Source organism: Candidatus Planktophila versatilis, assembly GCF_002288345.1.
Lineage (GTDB): Bacteria > Actinomycetota > Actinomycetes > Nanopelagicales > Nanopelagicaceae > Planktophila > Planktophila versatilis_A.
This window is the reverse complement of the sequence record NZ_CP016781.1, coordinates 581,145-597,686: the sequence shown is the minus strand read 5'-3', so window position 1 is coordinate 597,686 and position 16,542 is coordinate 581,145. Positions and strand designations below refer to the sequence as shown.

Genomic DNA, 16,542 nt, shown 5'->3' with positions numbered 1-16,542 from the left:
GATTACATTCTAAGGCGCAGGTGCCTAATACAGTGAATTACGAACGTGGAGCGTGCACGTCCCAGCCTTCACTCTCTAAATGCGCTTTCAAAGTGATAGCATCTGAATGCGAAACGGCCAAAGTAATCAAACCTGTCTCTTGACCTGGAGAGTGTTCGATAGAGAGATCTTCGATATTCACCGAAACCTTGGCGCACTCATCAAATATCGCAGCCAACTGACCTGGTTTATCTTCAATGACTATCGGCAGATGGGTGTATTCACGAGCTTTGCCACCATGTTTGCCAGGGATGAGCGCTCTACCCGCTTGCCCATCTTTGATCACAGCTGCAATGAAGTTTTCACTTTCAATGTTAGATATCAGAGAGTTGACATCTGAGGCCAAGGATTTAAGAAGAGGTGCTATAGCCGAACTATTGGCAGCGATAATCTCCTTCCACAGAGAAGGATCAGAGGCTGCTATGCGCGTGGTATCGCGCAACCCTCCCCCAGATAGCTCTAGCCATCCGGCAGGTTTTCCAGCCAACTGCTTGGCCAGCAGTGAAGCGATGAGTTGCGGAAGATGCGAGACCAGCGCAACCGCTTGATCGTGATCGGCCGCCGGCATATCAATAACCTGAGCACCTAGTGACTCAATAAGAGTCTTGCCCCAGAGAACTGCCTTTTGCTCAACGCCTGTGGAATCAATCATCCAAGGCCGACCTTCGAAGAGATCTGCTCGAGCTGACTCAACTCCTGAGAACTCACGCCCTGCCATGGGATGTGTCGGCAGGAATTGCGCGCAATTCAAAGACGATCTCGTTACTTCAAGTACAGGTTTAATCTTGATAGAGGTCACATCTATCAATACACCCTTGAAGGTTGCTCTTTCAAGAGTAGTAATGACCATTGGGAAAGCTGAAACAGGAACGGCCGCGATAACGAGTTCGGCGCCGGAGATCTCCACGCCCTGATTTCCCATAAGTGCCTGGGCTATGCCCTGGGTGCGCGAATCTTGATCGAGCATGGTCACCGAGACGCCCTTTTTGGAGAGGGCTAGGCCTATAGAGGTGCCGATCAGGCCAGAGCCGATAATGCAGACGCTCGAAAAGGGCAGTTTCGCGCTCATGAGCTACTGGGCAATATCTCGGCGCAGGGATTTAGCCCCATGCAGATAGATATGTGAGATTGAGTCAGCGCTCGCAGCGGTTTCTACGTGCGCCATCACGCGAATCGTGCGCTCAAGGGCCCCTGGAACGTCGATCTCTACGGCGCAGATCAACGGAACTGATGCAAAACCGACCTCCCGCGCTCCAGCAGCCGGGAAAGCGGCATTTAGATCAGGGCTCGAAGTGAAGAGCACGGAAATCACATCTTGAGGGGTGAGCGCGTTGGCGCTGAGAATTTCAGAGAGCAGCTCAACTACACCTGCGTAAATACTTTCAGCCGTATTGGCCTCTACTTGGGTTGCTCCCCTGATTGCACGCACTGACATTAGGCAAGTGTAGCCGTAACTCATTTTCTAAGAGATTGATTGCAAATGGTTTTGCACTTTAAACTTTTTATCGACTAAACGCCAACGCAGGATAGCGAATTCTTGGCACCTGCAAGCAAGAAGATCTATAAGCCCAGAAACTACCTATTTATCGATATTTGAAGGGTCTATTGGAGCACAAAATTATCGATATATCTACACTTGTACCTTCATGGCAAAAATTATCTATTTATTTATTTGCCTATTAAGCGATACTGAATAGATTTAAGGTTTTATATTTAAAGCTGTTTGTAGGCTTACCAATTCACCGCTATTGAGATCTCGCCATCGTCCCTCGAGGGTCTCCCCTAAAGAGATAGGTCCGAACTTGGTTCTTATCAATCGAAGAACCTCCACTCCGACCGCCTCCATCAGACGACGGATGATGTGGTAGCGACCTTCGTGAATGACGACTTCGATCCACTGTGGCGATAGGTGGTTAAAGCTCAGGACTCGTCCCATTCCATCTTCGAGCTCGACCCCCTTCAAAAGGGTCTTTTCGACCCCGACCGGGAGTTTTCCATCGAATTCAATGATGTAGGTCTTCTCAAGGCCAAAGGAGGGATGGGTCGCTCTAAAGGTCAAATCTCCATCGTTTGTGAGCAGAATTAGCCCTTCAGAGTCCTTGTCCAGGCGTCCCACGTGAAAAAGGCGCTCGGTTCGAAGGTTAATAAAGTCAGATAGTGAAGGGCGACCTTCCGGGTCAAACATGGTAGACAAAACACCTCTAGGTTTATGAAGTGCTAAATAAGTCTTAGACAAAGAACGGTTAATTGTCTCACCATCGACTGATACTTTGACCTTTTCGGGGTCAAATTTAGCTCCGAGCTCTCTAATCTGGTGACCGTCAACGGTTACTCGACCATCCATGATGAGTTCATCGGCACCGCGTCGGCTAGCGATTCCAGCGTCGGCAATAATCTTATTAAGGCGCATTTCGGCCATGTGGCTATCCATTCTCGACAGTCAACTCCCCGCTCAACCCTCGATAATCGAGGCTTTGGCTAAGGGGTGGAAGTAAGAAGTGTAGAGCGTTAGCTAGTCAGTAAGCGAATCGAGGATCTCATCCAGGCTATCGATATCTGGCAGATGAGGGGCAAGGGGAGGCAAGTCAGTCAAGGCATTAAGGCCCAGCCGCTCTAGGAAGTAGCTCGTAGTCTTATAGAGAATAGCTCCTGTTTCATTCTCGACCCCGTACTCCTCCACCAGACCACGAGTAATCAGGGTCTTCATCACTGCCTCAACGTTGACTCCACGGATAGCAGAGACTCGAGCGCGCGAAACCGGCTGTCGATAGGCAATCACGGCCAGGGTTTCCAGAGCGGCTTGGGTAAGGCGGTTCTGCTGGCCATCTAGAACGAATTTTTCGACCGCTGGGCTAAAGTCCGGGTGGCTATAGAAGCGCCAGCCACCATTGATGGCCTTCAAGGCGAATCCGCGATCGGAGTAGCTCGGCACAAGGGCCTCTAACGCTGAGATGATCTGCTCAACCGGGACTTCAAGGACAGTGGCTAGGGTCAATTCAGTGACCGGCTCATCAACGACCATCAAAATCGCTTCGATGGAACGGGCAAGCTCAGGACTATGAAGCTCGGGATTAGACATTTTCGCCCTCTTCTGTCTCGTTTTGCATCTCTGGCTGGATATCAAACTCATTGGTCGCTAGAACTTCTCCTTCATCGGAGCCAACCCAGGTAACCTGAAGCTCGCCCAGGGCCATTACCTGCTCAAAACGTAAGGCCCCCTGTCGGTAGAGGTCTAGCAGGGCAAGGAATCTGGCCACGACAACGAGGGTGGAATCCGCGCCTTGAATGAGATTTCTAAAGGATAGCGTTCGCGACTTTCGAAGCGCCTCGACAACTGAGCGAGACTCCTCCGCCACGCTCACGAGGGCGCTGTGGAGGTGCTCCACAGCCACGACTGGTGGCGCCTTAGGCGTGAGTACACGCTCAGCTATCGCAGCAAAGCGTTGGGCTCCCACCCCAATCAGGACTTCAGGAAGTAATGATGCAAGGGCCGGATCGAGGGCTACGACGCGCGGGAAGGACTTATCGGCAGCCAAAATCGCTTCCTGGAAGGAGGCGGCAATCTCCTTAAAGGCTCGGTATTGAAGCAATCGGGCAAAGAGAATGTCTCTGGCCTCAAGGATGGCAAGGTCTTCCTCATCCTCAATCTCACCGCTGGGAAGCAGCCGAGCCGCTTTGAGATCTAGAAGGGTGGCAGCGATAACTAGAAATTCGGTCGCCTGGTCAAGGCGCCAGCCCTCGCCCGATTCTTCCAATTTGCGAATAAATGAGATGAATTCATCGGTGACAAGGCTTAAGGAGACCTCGGTGATATCTAGCTTGTGGCGAGAAATCAGCTGGAGCAGAAGATCAAAGGGGCCATCGAAGTTGGACAGGTGGACGTTAAAACCGGTTTCTGCCGGGATTGCCTCCGGTGATGGAACCGGAATCAGGGTATTTTCCACGTGCGAACAGTACTTCGTTACTTGCATATAGCAGCGCAATACGCGTAGAGTCGCGACAAATGAAAAGAGGTTTCTCGCTTGAACGCTAAATCGACATTTGACGATGATGTGGCAACTACAGCCAACCTACTTGGACGTGAACCGAAGAATTTTAAGATCCCCGCACCCTTAACAGAGCACGGGCATGCAAAAATCATTTCAATCTTCAACCAAAAAGGCGGTGTGGGTAAAACTACCTCCACAATCAACCTAGGTGCTGCCCTTGCAGAACTAGGTCGTCGAGTTCTGTTGGTCGACTTTGACCCACAAGGTGGTCTCTCCCTTGGTCTCGGTGTCAACGCTCATAGCCTTCCACTTGAAAACACTGTTTATTACGCACTGATGACACCTGATGCCAATATCGATGAGATCGTACTTAAGTCATCAGTTGCAAATTTAGATTTTTTGCCGGCAAACCGCGATCTTGGTACCGCTGAAACAACACTTGGCGCTGAAATCGGTGGCCAGCAATATCTCAAGCGCGCGCTAGCAAGACTGAGTTCTGAATACGATGTCGTTCTCATTGATTGCCAGCCAACGATGGGTCAGCTCACTATTAACGCACTCGTTGCTTCAGACGAAGTAATTGTTCCGTTGCAATGTGAGTATTTCGCGCTCCACGGTTTCATCGAGCTTAAAGGAAATATCGATAAGGTGAGAAGTTTCCTTAATCCTGATCTTAAACTCATCGGAATCTTGGCAACAATGTATGACCGTAAAACTCTTCATAATCGCGAAGTTCTCACTGCAATCCTTGAGAAATATCCAGAGGATGTCTTTGAAACAATCATCGCAAAAACTATTCGATTCTCAGAAACAACCGTTGCGGGTGAACCCATCACCGCATACGCATCATCTTCAGGTGGCGCACAGTCTTATCGCCGCCTAGCCCGAGAACTAATCGCCAGAGGAGGCGCCCGATGACACGCAGAGCAAGCTTGCCCGGAGCAGATGAATTATTCCGTGCTAATACCCCAGCACTGAGCGCCGTTCGACAAGTAGTTGAAGCCGCACCTGCTGCACCCACTTCCCCACAACCGGTTGGCACATCACAAACAAAGACCAAGAAGGGTGTTCGCACAATTTCTCGCAGACGAGTTACCGCGGCCGAGAAATCTCCATCAGGTCGCGAACTTCATGAAGAGAAAATTACCGTCTACTTATCAACTGATGAGCTCTTCGATCTAGATCAAGCACGCTTGATGTTGCGTGGTGACTTAGGTTTAGCTGTTGATCGGGGTCGCATTGTTCGCGAATCAATAGCTGTCATAATTGCTGATCTAGAAGCTAAGGGTGATCAAAGCATTCTTGCTCGACGTCTTCGCGGACTGTAATCACTTAGCCCTTGGGTGGGCAGAGCTATAGCTCTCACGCACTTTATCGATAGTAATCAGGGTGTAAATCTGGGTTGTAGTCACCGATGAATGACCAAGTAGTTCTTGCACCACTCGAATATCTGCCCCACCATCGAGTAAATGTGTTGCATATGAGTGCCTAAATACGTGCGGTGACACCTTGCCCTCAAGGCCGGTAGCAACAGCGGCATCTAGAACTATCTGCCAAGCACTCTGACGTGAGAGTCTCTTCCCGCGGGAGTTAAGAAAGAGCGCACTCTCACTCTTTGCATTCTTAGCCGCAAGAAGTGGTCTGGTTCGAACCAAATACTCATCAAGTGCGGTGAAGGCGAATTTACCCAGCGGGACTATTCGCTCCTTGGAACCTTTGCCTCGCAATTTCACCACTGAAATTCGTTCGCCTTCCAAATCTTGTGTTGCAATATCGGCAAAGTTAATTCCGATGACTTCACTTACACGGGCGCCGGTGGAGTATAAAATTTCCAAGATTGCACTATCTCGGAGCGAGATTGGATCTCCCTCTCGCTTAGCTGATTCAATGAGCGAAGTTATTTCGCTGATTGATAATGCTTTAGGCAAACGTCGTGGGGTCTTGAGCGTCGTTGATTCAGTCATAGGATTTGAAATCTCATACTCAAGGGCGCAGTACCGATAGAAACCTTTGAGTGCAGAAACACATCTGTTGATGCTTGATGTACTCATTTTGGTATCTTTCAGGAAAACTTCAAAAGCTTCAATGTGTGTTGGTGATATATGTGAAAAATCCTCGTTGCCAGCGTTGAGAAAAAGTGCAAACTTACCTAAGTCTCGTTGATATGACTCAATAGTGTTTGTGGCTAATGCTCGCTCAATGCGTAAATGGTTGAGATAGTTGGTACTGGCGGTGTGAAAGTTCATCAATCCCCCGCGCTATACCTACTTCTTCTGCGCAAGTGCTGCAGCAATGAGACCGACAAATAATGGATGTGGTCTTGTTGGTCGTGATCGTAATTCAGGATGAGCTTGCGTTCCCACATAGTATGGATGAACTTCGCGAGGGAGTTCAACGAACTCCACTAAATCACGCTCTTTAAACATCCCGGAGAAAACCAAGCCAGCGGCTGCAATTTGATCGCGATACTTATTATTGACTTCATATCTGTGGCGATGACGTTCAGAGATCTCAGTACTTCCATAAACCCCAGCAACGATGGAACCTGGTACTAGCGCTGCCTGATAGAGACCTAGCCTCATGGAGCCGCCCATATCGGCCTGGCCCGCAACAATATTCTTTTGATCATCCATCGTTGCAATCACATGGGTGCCACTCTCTGGCGTGAACTCTGCTGAATTGGCATCGGCTATTCCAGCTAAATTTCTAGCCGCTTCAATGACCATGCACTGCAGACCTAAACAAAGTCCCAGTGTTGGAATCTTGCTTTCCCGGGCAAACTTTAGGGCGCCGAGCTTTCCTTCAATTCCACGGATACCGAAGCCACCGGGAACACAGATTGCATCGACTCCACCAAGTGCCTTCTTTGCACCCGCTTCGCTCTCACAATCATCACTAGGAATCCAGACAAGTTCAACTTTTGCGCTATTTGCAAATCCACCGGCACGTAGTGCTTCCGAAACCGATAAATACGCATCTGGCAAATCAATATATTTTCCAACGAGGGCAACCTTTACCGTGTGCACAGGATGATGGACTTTCTGTAAGAGCGCATCCCACTCGCCCCACTGAACTTCATGACCACCTAAGGACAATCTGCGAACGATGTAAGAATCAAGACCTTCACTATTGAGTACTTTTGGGATGTCATAAATTGAGGGAGCATCCACGGCGGCAACAACGGCCTCAACATCAACGTCACACATCAAGGAAATCTTCTTCTTAATCCCTGCCGGAATCGGACGATCACAACGCAGAACAACGGCGTCAGGTGCGATACCGATACTACGAAGGGCCGCGATGCTGTGCTGTGTTGGTTTGGTCTTGAGTTCACCTGCAGGACCAATATATGGAACCAGTGAAATGTGAAGGTAAAAGACATTGTCGCGACCCACATCTTGGCGAAGCTGACGCGCAGCTTCTAGAAATGGCTGAGACTCAATATCTCCGACAGTTCCACCGATTTCGGTGATGACAACATCTACTTCATTTGAATCATTAGCCAACATACGTTCTTTAATCTCGTTGGTGATATGTGGAATCACTTGTACGGTCTCACCTAGATACTCACCACGTCGCTCGCGCGCAATTACCCGCGAATAAATCTGACCTGTGGTGACATTTGCCGAACCTTCGAGGTTGCGATCGAGGAAACGCTCATAATGACCAATATCTAAATCTGTCTCGGCGCCATCATCTGTAACAAAGACTTCACCGTGTTGGAAAGGATTCATGGTCCCTGGATCAACATTCAGGTATGGATCGAGCTTTTGCATGGTCACACGGATGCCACGGGCAACGAGAAGGCGACCTAAAGATGACGCTGTGAGGCCTTTACCAAGACTTGAGACGACTCCGCCAGTTACGAAAATATGTTTAGTCACATGCGGCTGGCTCATGGAAGACCAACCTATCATCAAAGTGAGCCCTATCCGCGCAGCGCCAAAAGTTCGCTCGCGTGTTCGCGCGCACTAGTCGATTCTTCAAGCCCAGCAAGCATTCTGGCTATCTCTTCCACGCGATCAGCATCCTGAACCTTGGCCACACCTGATGCGACTACAGAACCATCGCTGCTCTTCTTCACCACAAAATGGGTATCTGCCCACGCAGCCACCTGCGGCAAATGTGTAACCACAATTACTTGGGCTTGCTTCGAAAGTTGATGCAGCCGCTTTCCCACTTCGATAGCGGCCTTGCCGCCCACACCGGCATCTACCTCATCAAAAATATATGTTCCCACCGGATGCGTTTGGGCAATAACTACCTCTAGCCCCAACATGATGCGAGACATTTCGCCACCGCTGGCACCTTTACCCAGAGCTACCTTCGGACCATCAGTGTGAGCACGAATTAGCATTGAAATTTCATCACAACCAAGCTGGGTGAAATCAGACTCTTTCAAGTTGGCAGAATAATCAGGTGATGACACCTCAACAAAAAATTGGGTATGCGGCATGGCAAGTGCATGTATTTCAGTCGTCACCAAATCAGAGAGCTTCTCCGCTTGCTTGCCTCGGGCTTCTGTCAACAACTTCGCATTCTTCAGGAGATCTTTCTTAGCAACTGTTAGTGAGCCTTCAAGCTCGGCGATTCGATCATCTCCTCCCTCTAAGTCGGCTATGACTTCCTTACCGCTCTTAGCTTTCGCAGCCAGTAATACAAGTTCTTCATCACCACTGCCCGACCCACCCCACTTCTTAATAAATGCATTTAATTGCGATTTGCGTTCATTGAGAGCGTCGAGTCGTCTTGGATCTGCCTCAAGTCCGGTGGCATAGGAAGCAAGGTCTGTTGCGGCATCATCTAAAATATATACCGCTTCACTCACCCGCTCGGCGATAGATTCAAGCCGGGAATCCTTTGCTTTAACGGAATCGAGTGCTCGTCTTGCTGAATGCAAAAGTGTGAGAGCACCCGATTCTTCTGTCTCCAAAGCCTCTTTGGCACTTTGACTTGCTATCCGAAGGTCTTCAACACTGGATAGCCGATTGATTTCATCCTCAGTTGCGCTGCACTCATTACGAACAGCCTTCAGAGTTGCCCAGGCGGTGATGAATTCTCGAAGTTGTGCGATGTCAGAATCTCGTTTGCTGGAAGAACTCTTCAAATCCGCTAAGCGGGCCTTTGTCTCTAAATAGTTCGCGTAACTCAGTTGGTAGGCAATTAGGACGGATGCTATCGCTGCGCCCCCGAAGCGATCTAGTAACTCTCGCTGGGTTGAAGTCTTAGTGATTTGGGCATTGGCTGACTGGCCATGAATCTCAATGAGGTTCTGGGAGATAGTGGCCAACGTTCCAGCCGGAACCGTGACTCCCCCACAGACTGCTTTGCTTTTCCCATCAGCATTTACGGTTCGAGAAATAATGAGTGAGTTGTCATCGAGTTGGGCGCCTAACTCTTCTAATCCTGCAACCTGTGATGACGCTATCGAAAAAGTTGCTGAGGCACTGAGTCGATCCGCACCGTGTCTTACTAGTGCGCTGTCACTTTTTCCACCAAGGACTAATGACAGTGCGGTCAGAATCATTGTCTTGCCGGCGCCAGTTTCACCGGTGAGGACATTCAGCCCTGGACCTAATTCAAGCTCTGATTGTTCGATAACTCCGAGATTTCGAATTGATATCTCTTCTAGGAAGGAGCGTTCACTCACCGCGCCAACCTTCAACGGGAAGCTTGAACTTTGCAACCAGACGATCGGTAAAGAGCGTCGATGACACGTGCGATAACTTAATAGTGCGCTCATCACGCGTGATAATTACTCGATCACCTAACTGCAATGGTGTCTTACGAAGAGCATCTGCCGATAACAAGGCCGCTGATGATTCCACGGTGATGATGATCTCTGACTTCGGAGAAACAACCATCGGTCTGGCAAAGAGTGCGTGAGCTGAGATTGGTAATAGCACCAAAGCTTCAATCTCGGGCCATAAAACTGGACCACCGGCGCTAAATGCGTAGGCAGTTGAACCAGTTGGGGTTGAGCAAATGACTCCATCGCAGCCCCAGTGCGATAAGGGGCGCCGATCAATTTCAACGAAGAGTTCAACCATTGTGGTGGCATCTCGCTCAACAGTTACTTCATTAAGCGCCCAACCATCTGAGACAACTTTGCCGCCACGTTCAATCTCGAATTGAAGAACCATCCGGTTCTCACTCACGTAACTCTTATCAATAATGCTCTGTGCTATCGCTTTAATTGTTGGCCGATCTACTTCAGCCAGGAATCCAACATTTCCCAAGTTAATACCAAGCAGCGGAATCTTGCGGGTAAGGGTTACCTCAGCCGCGCGAAGAATTGTTCCATCGCCACCCAGTACTACTGCTAATTCAATCTCGGGTAGATCTACCGCGGCAACCTTCTTAATTCCTTCGATATCAATATCGGAAATTGTGTAGAGTGAAAATCCAGCTGAGAAAAGAAGCGGAGCTAGTTCACCGGCAGCGCTAATCGCTTCTGGGCGAGATGGATTAACAAGAAATGCGACGCTACGAATACTCATTATTCCGGCCCTGCCGCAATCGCTTCATCAAGTGCTGTTTTATTAATTTCAGGTGCACCACGTCGTAACCATAAGAAGTATTCGACGTTACCAGCAGGTCCTGGAAGTGGACTCGCAGCGATTCCGAGTGTGCCGAGTCCAACATCGTAGGCAGACTCTGCGACATCTAGAACTGCAGCTCTGCGCAAAGCAGGATCTCGCACAACACCGCCGGCACCCAACTTTTCCCGACCCACCTCAAACTGAGGTTTCACCATTAATACAAAATCGGCATCGGGCTTTGAGACTGCAGCCAGCGCTGGCAAGACCAAAGAAAGTGAAATGAAGGAAAGGTCTGCAACCACGAGATCGATATCTTCAGCGATTTGATCACCAGTAAGGTGGCGAATATTTGTGCGATCAAGGATTTTCACTCGCGGATCTTGTCGTAGCCCCCATGCCAGCTGGCCATATCCGACATCAACGGCAACAACGAGTTTTGCCCCGCGTCGCAATAAGACATCTGTGAATCCACCAGTTGAAGCCCCCGCATCAAGACATGTGCGCCCATCGATCTCTACCCCGGTAAAGACATCTAGGGCACCGGCTAACTTGTGGCCACCGCGCGAGACAAAATCATCTCGATCACCTTGTAGAACTATTGAGGTTTCGGCATCGACTTGCGAAGCTGGTTTTGTTGCTGGAATTCCACCGACTAGAACAGAACGAGACTCAATCAGATCTGCCGCATGCTCACGCGAGCGTGCTAGTTCGCGACGAACGAGTTCGGCATCCAAACGGGTTTTCATAGCAGCTCTCTAGAGATTATCGATTGACTTAAGTGACTCTTGCAATTTTTCATGGAGTGCTTCAAAACGAGCAGAGTGTTCTGAGATATCACTTACTTCAATCTCTTCAAGTTCCTCCCGAACCTTTTGCACTAAATCTAACTCTTCTTCGCTCATTTTTTACTGTCCTTCTTCTTTGTCGCCGATTTCTTGCCATCAGATTTCATTGATTGCGCCTTCTTCAAACGTTTTACCTCTTTCGCAAGTTCATCGAACTCTTCGCGCTTAACAAAGCCCATCTTCAAAACCGCGGCCTCAACCTCATCATGGATTCGCCCCTTGACTGAATCGGCGCTCTCCTTGGCCCAGTCATTGAGCGCTGCGGCTACTTCGGCTGGCGTGCGCTCTCCATCGGAAAGCTTCTGGGCGTAACTCTTTAAGGTGGAAAAGAATTCCGACGGTTGGGTCTTAGCCATAGCCTTAGCGTAGCGATTTTACCTGTCCAGCGCGCTCAAGCTAAAGGCGCAGGATTTCATCGGCCTCAATCTGCCAACGGCTAGCAACGCCGGTAGGACTCTGCCAAAATCGTCTGTGAATCGAACCCGAGACTTCAATCCACTCATCGCCTTGCAGTGTCAGGGCAATCTTGCGACTCTTGGCACTCCATGCGGCTATATCGAGAGTATCGACACCCTCGCGTTCAGATCGAGTAATAATGAGCCTAAATTCAACGACTTTATCGCCACTGGGCAATTCTTTACTTGTGGCTTGCGCCGATACGCGACCTCGAAGCAAGAGATCGTTGAGCGAGTAATCAATCTCAACATCATCTGAAACTACTTTTTTAGGTGACTTCTTTTTGGTGGCAGCTTTAGCAACTGGTGACATCGTGAGCCTTTCATGCGAATTGTTTAGACGCGATGATGATTGATGGCTATGTCACTTTCTTGCCGATTATTTGCTGATGTGGATAATTACTTCGCTTCCCGCTCTTGTGCATCAGTAGATTCCTCATGATCGATAGCTGCGCACTTGCTAAACCACTCGGAAGCTTCCGCTAACCTTCCGGCAGCTTCCAGCGCGTCGGCATAGGCATAACGCAAGCGCACCGCCCACTCATCACTTTCATTCTTGAGTTCCTTACATTGCAAAGTCACAACCGCGGCATCTACTTCACCCAAATCACGTCGAGCACCGGATGCCACAATGCGCATCTCAATCTCTTCCGCCTTATCAAGTCGCTTCACCTCTGGCGAACCAGCCAAACTCAAGGCTTTCAGTGGGTTACCAAGGCCTCGTTCGCAATCGGCCATCACCGGCCACATCGAAACATCACCAGAAATTCTGTTGGCAGCGCGTAATTCTTTGAGTGCAATTTCATAATGGCCCGCGCGATAGGCGGCATAACCAGCGGTCTCACGAACAACAGCTAATCGCCCAGCGTGATGGGCCGCGGCAACAGCGTGCTTATGTGCTAATTCCGGATCAACATCCATATAAAGATTGACACAAACCATATGGCGCGCAACAACCTTGGCATTTTCTGCTGACAAACTTAATAACTCGGCGCGAACACTTTTTTCTAACTCTTCACCAGTGACATCTTCTGGAATATCTGGTTCAAAAATTCTTGGACGAATACGCGATTGATCGCGTTCTTGGGGAGGGGCCCGAAACCCGCGTGGATCGCTGACTTCACGACCTTCAGAGACCTTCCGGGGAGCCCCTGGACGCTCTGTGCGACCACCACGTGCTGGGCGGTCAGAAGATGGACGACCGGAAGACCGACGACCGCTGTTATTACGTGGACGCTCTTCCATAGCTATATCTCCTTAATTATCTGAATCATTCTAACTTCTTGAGAAATAAAAAAGGGGCGCTTACGAATAAGCGCCCCTTTTTATAAAAGAAGTCCGGCAACGTTCTACTCTCCCACAAGGTCACCCGTGCAGTACCATCGACGCTGTAAGGCTTAACTTCCGGGTTCGGAATGGGACCGGGTGTTTCCCTCACGCTATGGTTGCCGAAACGCTATTGAGTTTTGGACATGAACTCACAACTAAGAAGTCTGATCTTCATGGAAGAAGATCTCCTTATTTGTGGTTCTCGACCGTATCTCGAGAACCACACAGTGGACGCGTAGCAACTTTGTAGTTAAATCCTCGGCCTATTAGTAGTGGTCAGCTCCAAGTCTTACGACTCTTCCACTTCCACCCTATCAACCCAGTAGTCTCCTGGGGGCCTTACTTGGTAAACCAATGAGAAACCTAATCTTGAAGCGAGCTTCCCGCTTAGATGCTTTCAGCGGTTATCCCTTCCGAACGTAGCTAATCGGCGGTGCTCCTGGCGGAACAACCGACACACCAGAGGTTCGTCCGACCCGGTCCTCTCGTACTAGGGTCAGCCCTTCTCAAGTTTCTTACGCGCACAGAAGATAGGGACCGAACTGTCTCACGACGTTCTGAACCCAGCTCGCGTGCCTCTTTAATGGGCGAACAGCCCAACCCTTGGGACCTACTCCAGCCCCAGGATGAGACGAGCCGACATCGAGGTGCCAAACCTTGCCGTCGATATGGACTCTTGGGCAAGATCAGCCTGTTATCCCCGGGGTACCTTTTATCCGTTGAGCGACGGCGCTTCCACAAGCCACCGCCGGATCACTAGTTCCTGCTTTCGCACCTGCTCGACATGTCTGTCTCACAGTTAAGCTCCCTTGTGCACTTACACTCGACACCTGATTACCAACCAGGTTGAGGGAACCTTTGAGCGCCTCCGTTACTTTTTAGGAGGCGACCGCCCCAGTCAAACTACCCACCAGACACTGTCCCTGATCCGGATTACGGACCGAGGTTAGAAGTTCAAAACGATCAGAGTGGTATTTCAACGATGACTCCACAAACACTGGCGTGCCCGCTTCAAAGTCTCCCACCTATGCTACACAAACCGTTCCGAACACCAATATCAAGATATAGTAAAGGTCCCGGGGTCTTTCCGTCTTTCTGCGCGTAACGAGCATCTTTACTCGTAATGCAATTTCGCCGAGTTTACGGATGAGACAGCGCTCAAGTCGTTACGCCATTCGTGCAGGTCGGAACTTACCCGACAAGGAATTTCGCTACCTTAGGATGGTTATAGTTACCACCGCCGTTTACTGGGGCTTAAGTTCTCAGCTTCGCCTTGCGGCTAACCAGTCCCCTTAACCTTCCAGCACCGGGCAGGCGTCAGTCCGTATACATCGTATTGCTACTTCGCACGGACCTGTGTTTTTGGTAAACAGTCGCTTGAGCCTGGTCTCTGCGGCCTTCCAACGCTTCGGAGGAAAACTCCTACACGTCAAAGGGCCCCCCTTCTCCCGAAGTTACGGGGGCATTTTGCCGAGTTCCTTATCCATAATTATCTCGATCGCCTTGGTATTCTCTACCTGACCACCTGTGTCGGTTTCGGGTACGGGTCACTTATCTTCTCGCTAGATGCTTTTCTTGACAGCATAGGATCATCCACTTCACCTTACGGCTCGGCATCAGCTCTCAGGCATGTGTTACGCGGATTTGCCTACGTAACGCCCTACGACCTTACCCCGGGACAACCATCGCCCGGGCTGGACTACCTTCCTGTGTCACACCATTGCTGAACTACTACAACACCGGGTCAGCGGTTCCATCAATCTGACAAAAGCCAGATCAACTTCACGGCCTTAGCATTAGTTGGCTCGTCCTGGGCGAAAATAAGCGAGTACTGGAATATCAACCAGTTGTCCATCGACTACGCCTGACGGCCTCGCCTTAGGTCCCGACTTACCCTGGGCGGATTAGCCTGGCCCAGGAACCCTTGGTCTTTCGGCGGAGGGGTTTCTCACCCCTCTCTCGCTACTCATGTCTACATTCTCACTTGTGTGACTTCCACGGCTAGATTCCTCTGCCGCTTCACCAGTCACACAACGCTCTCCTACCCATCCAAGCTCCTGGATCTTGCGACCGGGATAGTGCTTGAATGATAGAACTTCGGTGCTGTGCTTGAGCCCCGTTACATTGTCGGCGCGAAATCACTTGACCAGTGAGCTATTACGCACTCTTTTAAGGGTGGCTGCTTCTAAGCCAACCTCCTGGTTGTCTATGCGACTTCACATCCTTTTCCACTTAGCACAGGCTTTGGGACCTTAGTTGCTATTCTGGGTTGTTTCCCTCTCGACCATGAAGCTTATCCCCCACAGTCTCACTGCTGCGCTCTCACTTACCGGCATTCGGAGTTTGGCTGATGTTGGTAATCTTGTAGGACCCCTCGACCATCCAGTAGCTCTACCTCCGGTAAGAAACACGCAACGCTGCACCTAAATGCATTTCGGAGAGAACCAGCTATCACGAAGTTTGATTGGCCTTTCACCCCTACACACAGCTCATCCCCTAATTTTTCAACATTAGTGGGTTCGGTCCTCCACGCGGTCTTACCCGCGCTTCAACCTGGCCATGCGTAGATCACCTCGCTTCGGGTCTAGATCGTGCTACTCAAACGCCCTATTCAGACTCGCTTTCGCTACGGCTTCCCCTCGACGGGTTAACCTTGCAACACGACACTAACTCGTAGACTCATTCTTCAAAAGGCACGCTGTCACAACTTACGTCGCTCCAACGGCTTGTACGCACACGGTTTCAGATTCTATTTCACTCCCCTTACGGGGTTCTTTTCACCTTTCCCTCACGGTACTAGTCCGCTATCGGTCATCAGAGAGTATTTAGGCTTAGCGGGTGGTCCCGCCAGATTCATACCGAATTCCTCGAGTTCGGTATTACTTGGGATACCAATAAAGAGTTAACTAAGTTTCGACTACGGGGTTCTCACCCTCTATGACTGGCTTTCCCACGCCATTCATCTACTTAATTAATTTCTGACTCTTTGATTGAACGGCAGTCCAATCTAACTGGTCCCACAACACCGATACTGCAACGCCTGCCGGCTTGGCACAGTATTGGTTTGGCCTCTTCCGTTTTCGCTCGCCACTACTAACGGAATCACGGTTGTTTTCTCTTCCTGTGGGTACTGAGATGTTTCACTTCCCCACGTTCCCTTTATCTACCCTATATATTCAGATAGAAATAACTGGACATTACTCCAGCTGGGTTTCCCCATTCGGAAATCCTCGGATCAAAGTTCGTTTGACAACTCCCCGAGGCTTATCGCAGCCTACTACGTCCTTCATCGGCTTCTGATGCCAAGGCATCCGCCATGTGCGCTTAATAATTTTTCCACAAA

The 16,542-nt window shown here is 49.9% G+C and carries 16 protein-coding genes and 2 rRNA genes; 2 read left to right on the top strand and 16 right to left on the bottom strand.

Annotation, left to right across the window (positions count from 1 at the left end; translation table 11 throughout):
* Positions 1-37: 37 nt before the first annotated feature.
* The 5 genes from A1sIIB142_RS03010 to A1sIIB142_RS02990 form a co-directional block, all read right to left on the bottom strand.
* On the bottom strand, positions 38-1,108 hold the full coding sequence (locus tag A1sIIB142_RS03010; protein ID WP_190283289.1) for a prephenate dehydrogenase: 1,071 nt from the start codon (positions 1,106-1,108) through the stop codon (positions 38-40).
* Positions 1,109-1,111: 3 nt separating this feature from the next.
* Entirely contained in the window at positions 1,112-1,474 is a 363-nt protein-coding gene (aroH, locus tag A1sIIB142_RS03005; RefSeq protein WP_095674780.1) for a chorismate mutase, read from the bottom strand.
* Between the two features lie 264 nt (positions 1,475-1,738).
* A complete protein-coding gene (locus tag A1sIIB142_RS03000; protein ID WP_095694135.1) occupies positions 1,739-2,458 on the bottom strand; it encodes a pseudouridine synthase in 720 nt (239 codons plus the stop codon).
* Positions 2,459-2,551: 93 nt separating this feature from the next.
* Positions 2,552-3,118 carry an SMC-Scp complex subunit ScpB gene (gene scpB / locus A1sIIB142_RS02995; protein WP_095674778.1) on the bottom strand — a complete coding sequence of 189 codons (567 nt, stop codon included), beginning with the start codon at positions 3,116-3,118 and terminating at the stop codon, positions 2,552-2,554.
* Complete coding sequence (locus A1sIIB142_RS02990; protein WP_223299218.1) at positions 3,111-3,983, bottom strand: segregation and condensation protein A; 873 nt, start codon at positions 3,981-3,983, stop codon at positions 3,111-3,113. The genes scpB and A1sIIB142_RS02990 overlap by 8 nt, the downstream gene beginning before the upstream one ends.
* A gap of 78 nt (positions 3,984-4,061) precedes the next feature.
* Between A1sIIB142_RS02990 and A1sIIB142_RS02985 the strand changes: the two genes are divergently transcribed.
* Together A1sIIB142_RS02985 and A1sIIB142_RS02980 are read left to right on the top strand one after the other, a co-directional pair.
* The gene (locus tag A1sIIB142_RS02985) at positions 4,062-4,946 is read left to right on the top strand and encodes a ParA family protein (protein ID WP_095693612.1); all 885 of its coding nucleotides are present in this window, start codon (positions 4,062-4,064) and stop codon (positions 4,944-4,946) included.
* Entirely contained in the window at positions 4,943-5,356 is a 414-nt protein-coding gene (locus tag A1sIIB142_RS02980; protein WP_095674776.1) for a hypothetical protein, read from the top strand. The genes A1sIIB142_RS02985 and A1sIIB142_RS02980 overlap by 4 nt, the downstream gene beginning before the upstream one ends.
* Here A1sIIB142_RS02980 and A1sIIB142_RS02975 read toward each other — a convergent pair whose 3' ends face one another.
* From A1sIIB142_RS02975 to A1sIIB142_RS02930, 11 genes are all read right to left on the bottom strand, one after another.
* Entirely contained in the window at positions 5,357-6,274 is a 918-nt protein-coding gene (locus tag A1sIIB142_RS02975) for a site-specific tyrosine recombinase (protein ID WP_095693611.1), read from the bottom strand.
* An 18-nt stretch (positions 6,275-6,292) separates the two neighbouring features.
* A complete protein-coding gene (locus A1sIIB142_RS02970; protein WP_095693610.1) occupies positions 6,293-7,927 on the bottom strand; it encodes a CTP synthase in 1,635 nt (544 codons plus the stop codon).
* A gap of 29 nt (positions 7,928-7,956) precedes the next feature.
* Entirely contained in the window at positions 7,957-9,678 is a 1,722-nt protein-coding gene (gene recN, locus A1sIIB142_RS02965) for a DNA repair protein RecN (protein ID WP_095693609.1), read from the bottom strand.
* Positions 9,671-10,528 carry an NAD kinase gene (locus tag A1sIIB142_RS02960; protein ID WP_095693608.1) on the bottom strand — a complete coding sequence of 286 codons (858 nt, stop codon included), beginning with the start codon at positions 10,526-10,528 and terminating at the stop codon, positions 9,671-9,673. Before A1sIIB142_RS02960 ends, recN begins: the two co-directional genes overlap by 8 nt.
* A complete protein-coding gene (locus A1sIIB142_RS02955) occupies positions 10,528-11,316 on the bottom strand; it encodes a TlyA family RNA methyltransferase (protein WP_095693607.1) in 789 nt (262 codons plus the stop codon). Before A1sIIB142_RS02955 ends, A1sIIB142_RS02960 begins: the two co-directional genes overlap by 1 nt.
* Positions 11,317-11,325: 9 nt before the next feature.
* Complete coding sequence (locus tag A1sIIB142_RS06580) at positions 11,326-11,472, bottom strand: hypothetical protein (protein ID WP_190277083.1); 147 nt, start codon at positions 11,470-11,472, stop codon at positions 11,326-11,328.
* Entirely contained in the window at positions 11,469-11,771 is a 303-nt protein-coding gene (locus A1sIIB142_RS02950; protein ID WP_095693606.1) for a hypothetical protein, read from the bottom strand. The genes A1sIIB142_RS06580 and A1sIIB142_RS02950 overlap by 4 nt, the downstream gene beginning before the upstream one ends.
* A 40-nt stretch (positions 11,772-11,811) precedes the next feature.
* On the bottom strand, positions 11,812-12,183 hold the full coding sequence (locus tag A1sIIB142_RS02945) for a single-stranded DNA-binding protein (protein WP_095693605.1): 372 nt from the start codon (positions 12,181-12,183) through the stop codon (positions 11,812-11,814).
* A gap of 86 nt (positions 12,184-12,269) precedes the next feature.
* The gene (locus A1sIIB142_RS02940) at positions 12,270-13,115 is read right to left on the bottom strand and encodes a hypothetical protein (RefSeq protein ID WP_095693604.1); all 846 of its coding nucleotides are present in this window, start codon (positions 13,113-13,115) and stop codon (positions 12,270-12,272) included.
* 91 nt (positions 13,116-13,206) lie between these two features.
* Positions 13,207-13,323: ribosomal RNA gene (gene rrf, locus A1sIIB142_RS02935) — 5S ribosomal RNA — on the bottom strand.
* A gap of 122 nt (positions 13,324-13,445) precedes the next feature.
* A 23S ribosomal RNA gene (locus A1sIIB142_RS02930) occupies positions 13,446-16,537 on the bottom strand.
* Between the last annotated feature and the right edge of the window lie 5 nt (positions 16,538-16,542).

Bases quoted from the DNA above. Each gene is read 5' to 3' on its own strand.
- A1sIIB142_RS03010 (WP_190283289.1), bottom strand. From the start codon at position 1,108: ATGAGCGCGAAACTGCCCTTTTCGAGCGTCTGCATTATCGGCTCTGGC.
- aroH (WP_095674780.1), bottom strand. From the start codon at position 1,474: ATGTCAGTGCGTGCAATCAGGGGAGCAACCCAAGTAGAGGCCAATACG.
- A1sIIB142_RS03000 (WP_095694135.1), bottom strand. From the start codon at position 2,458: ATGGCCGAAATGCGCCTTAATAAGATTATTGCCGACGCTGGAATCGCT.
- scpB (WP_095674778.1), bottom strand. From the start codon at position 3,118: ATGTCTAATCCCGAGCTTCATAGTCCTGAGCTTGCCCGTTCCATCGAA.
- A1sIIB142_RS02980 (WP_095674776.1), top strand. From the start codon at position 4,943: ATGACACGCAGAGCAAGCTTGCCCGGAGCAGATGAATTATTCCGTGCT.
- A1sIIB142_RS02975 (WP_095693611.1), bottom strand. From the start codon at position 6,274: ATGAACTTTCACACCGCCAGTACCAACTATCTCAACCATTTACGCATT.
- A1sIIB142_RS02970 (WP_095693610.1), bottom strand. From the start codon at position 7,927: ATGAGCCAGCCGCATGTGACTAAACATATTTTCGTAACTGGCGGAGTC.
- A1sIIB142_RS02960 (WP_095693608.1), bottom strand. From the start codon at position 10,528: ATGAGTATTCGTAGCGTCGCATTTCTTGTTAATCCATCTCGCCCAGAA.
- A1sIIB142_RS02955 (WP_095693607.1), bottom strand. From the start codon at position 11,316: ATGAAAACCCGTTTGGATGCCGAACTCGTTCGTCGCGAACTAGCACGC.
- A1sIIB142_RS06580 (WP_190277083.1), bottom strand. From the start codon at position 11,472: ATGAGCGAAGAAGAGTTAGATTTAGTGCAAAAGGTTCGGGAGGAACTT.
- A1sIIB142_RS02950 (WP_095693606.1), bottom strand. From the start codon at position 11,771: ATGGCTAAGACCCAACCGTCGGAATTCTTTTCCACCTTAAAGAGTTAC.
- A1sIIB142_RS02945 (WP_095693605.1), bottom strand. From the start codon at position 12,183: ATGTCACCAGTTGCTAAAGCTGCCACCAAAAAGAAGTCACCTAAAAAA.
- A1sIIB142_RS02940 (WP_095693604.1), bottom strand. From the start codon at position 13,115: ATGGAAGAGCGTCCACGTAATAACAGCGGTCGTCGGTCTTCCGGTCGT.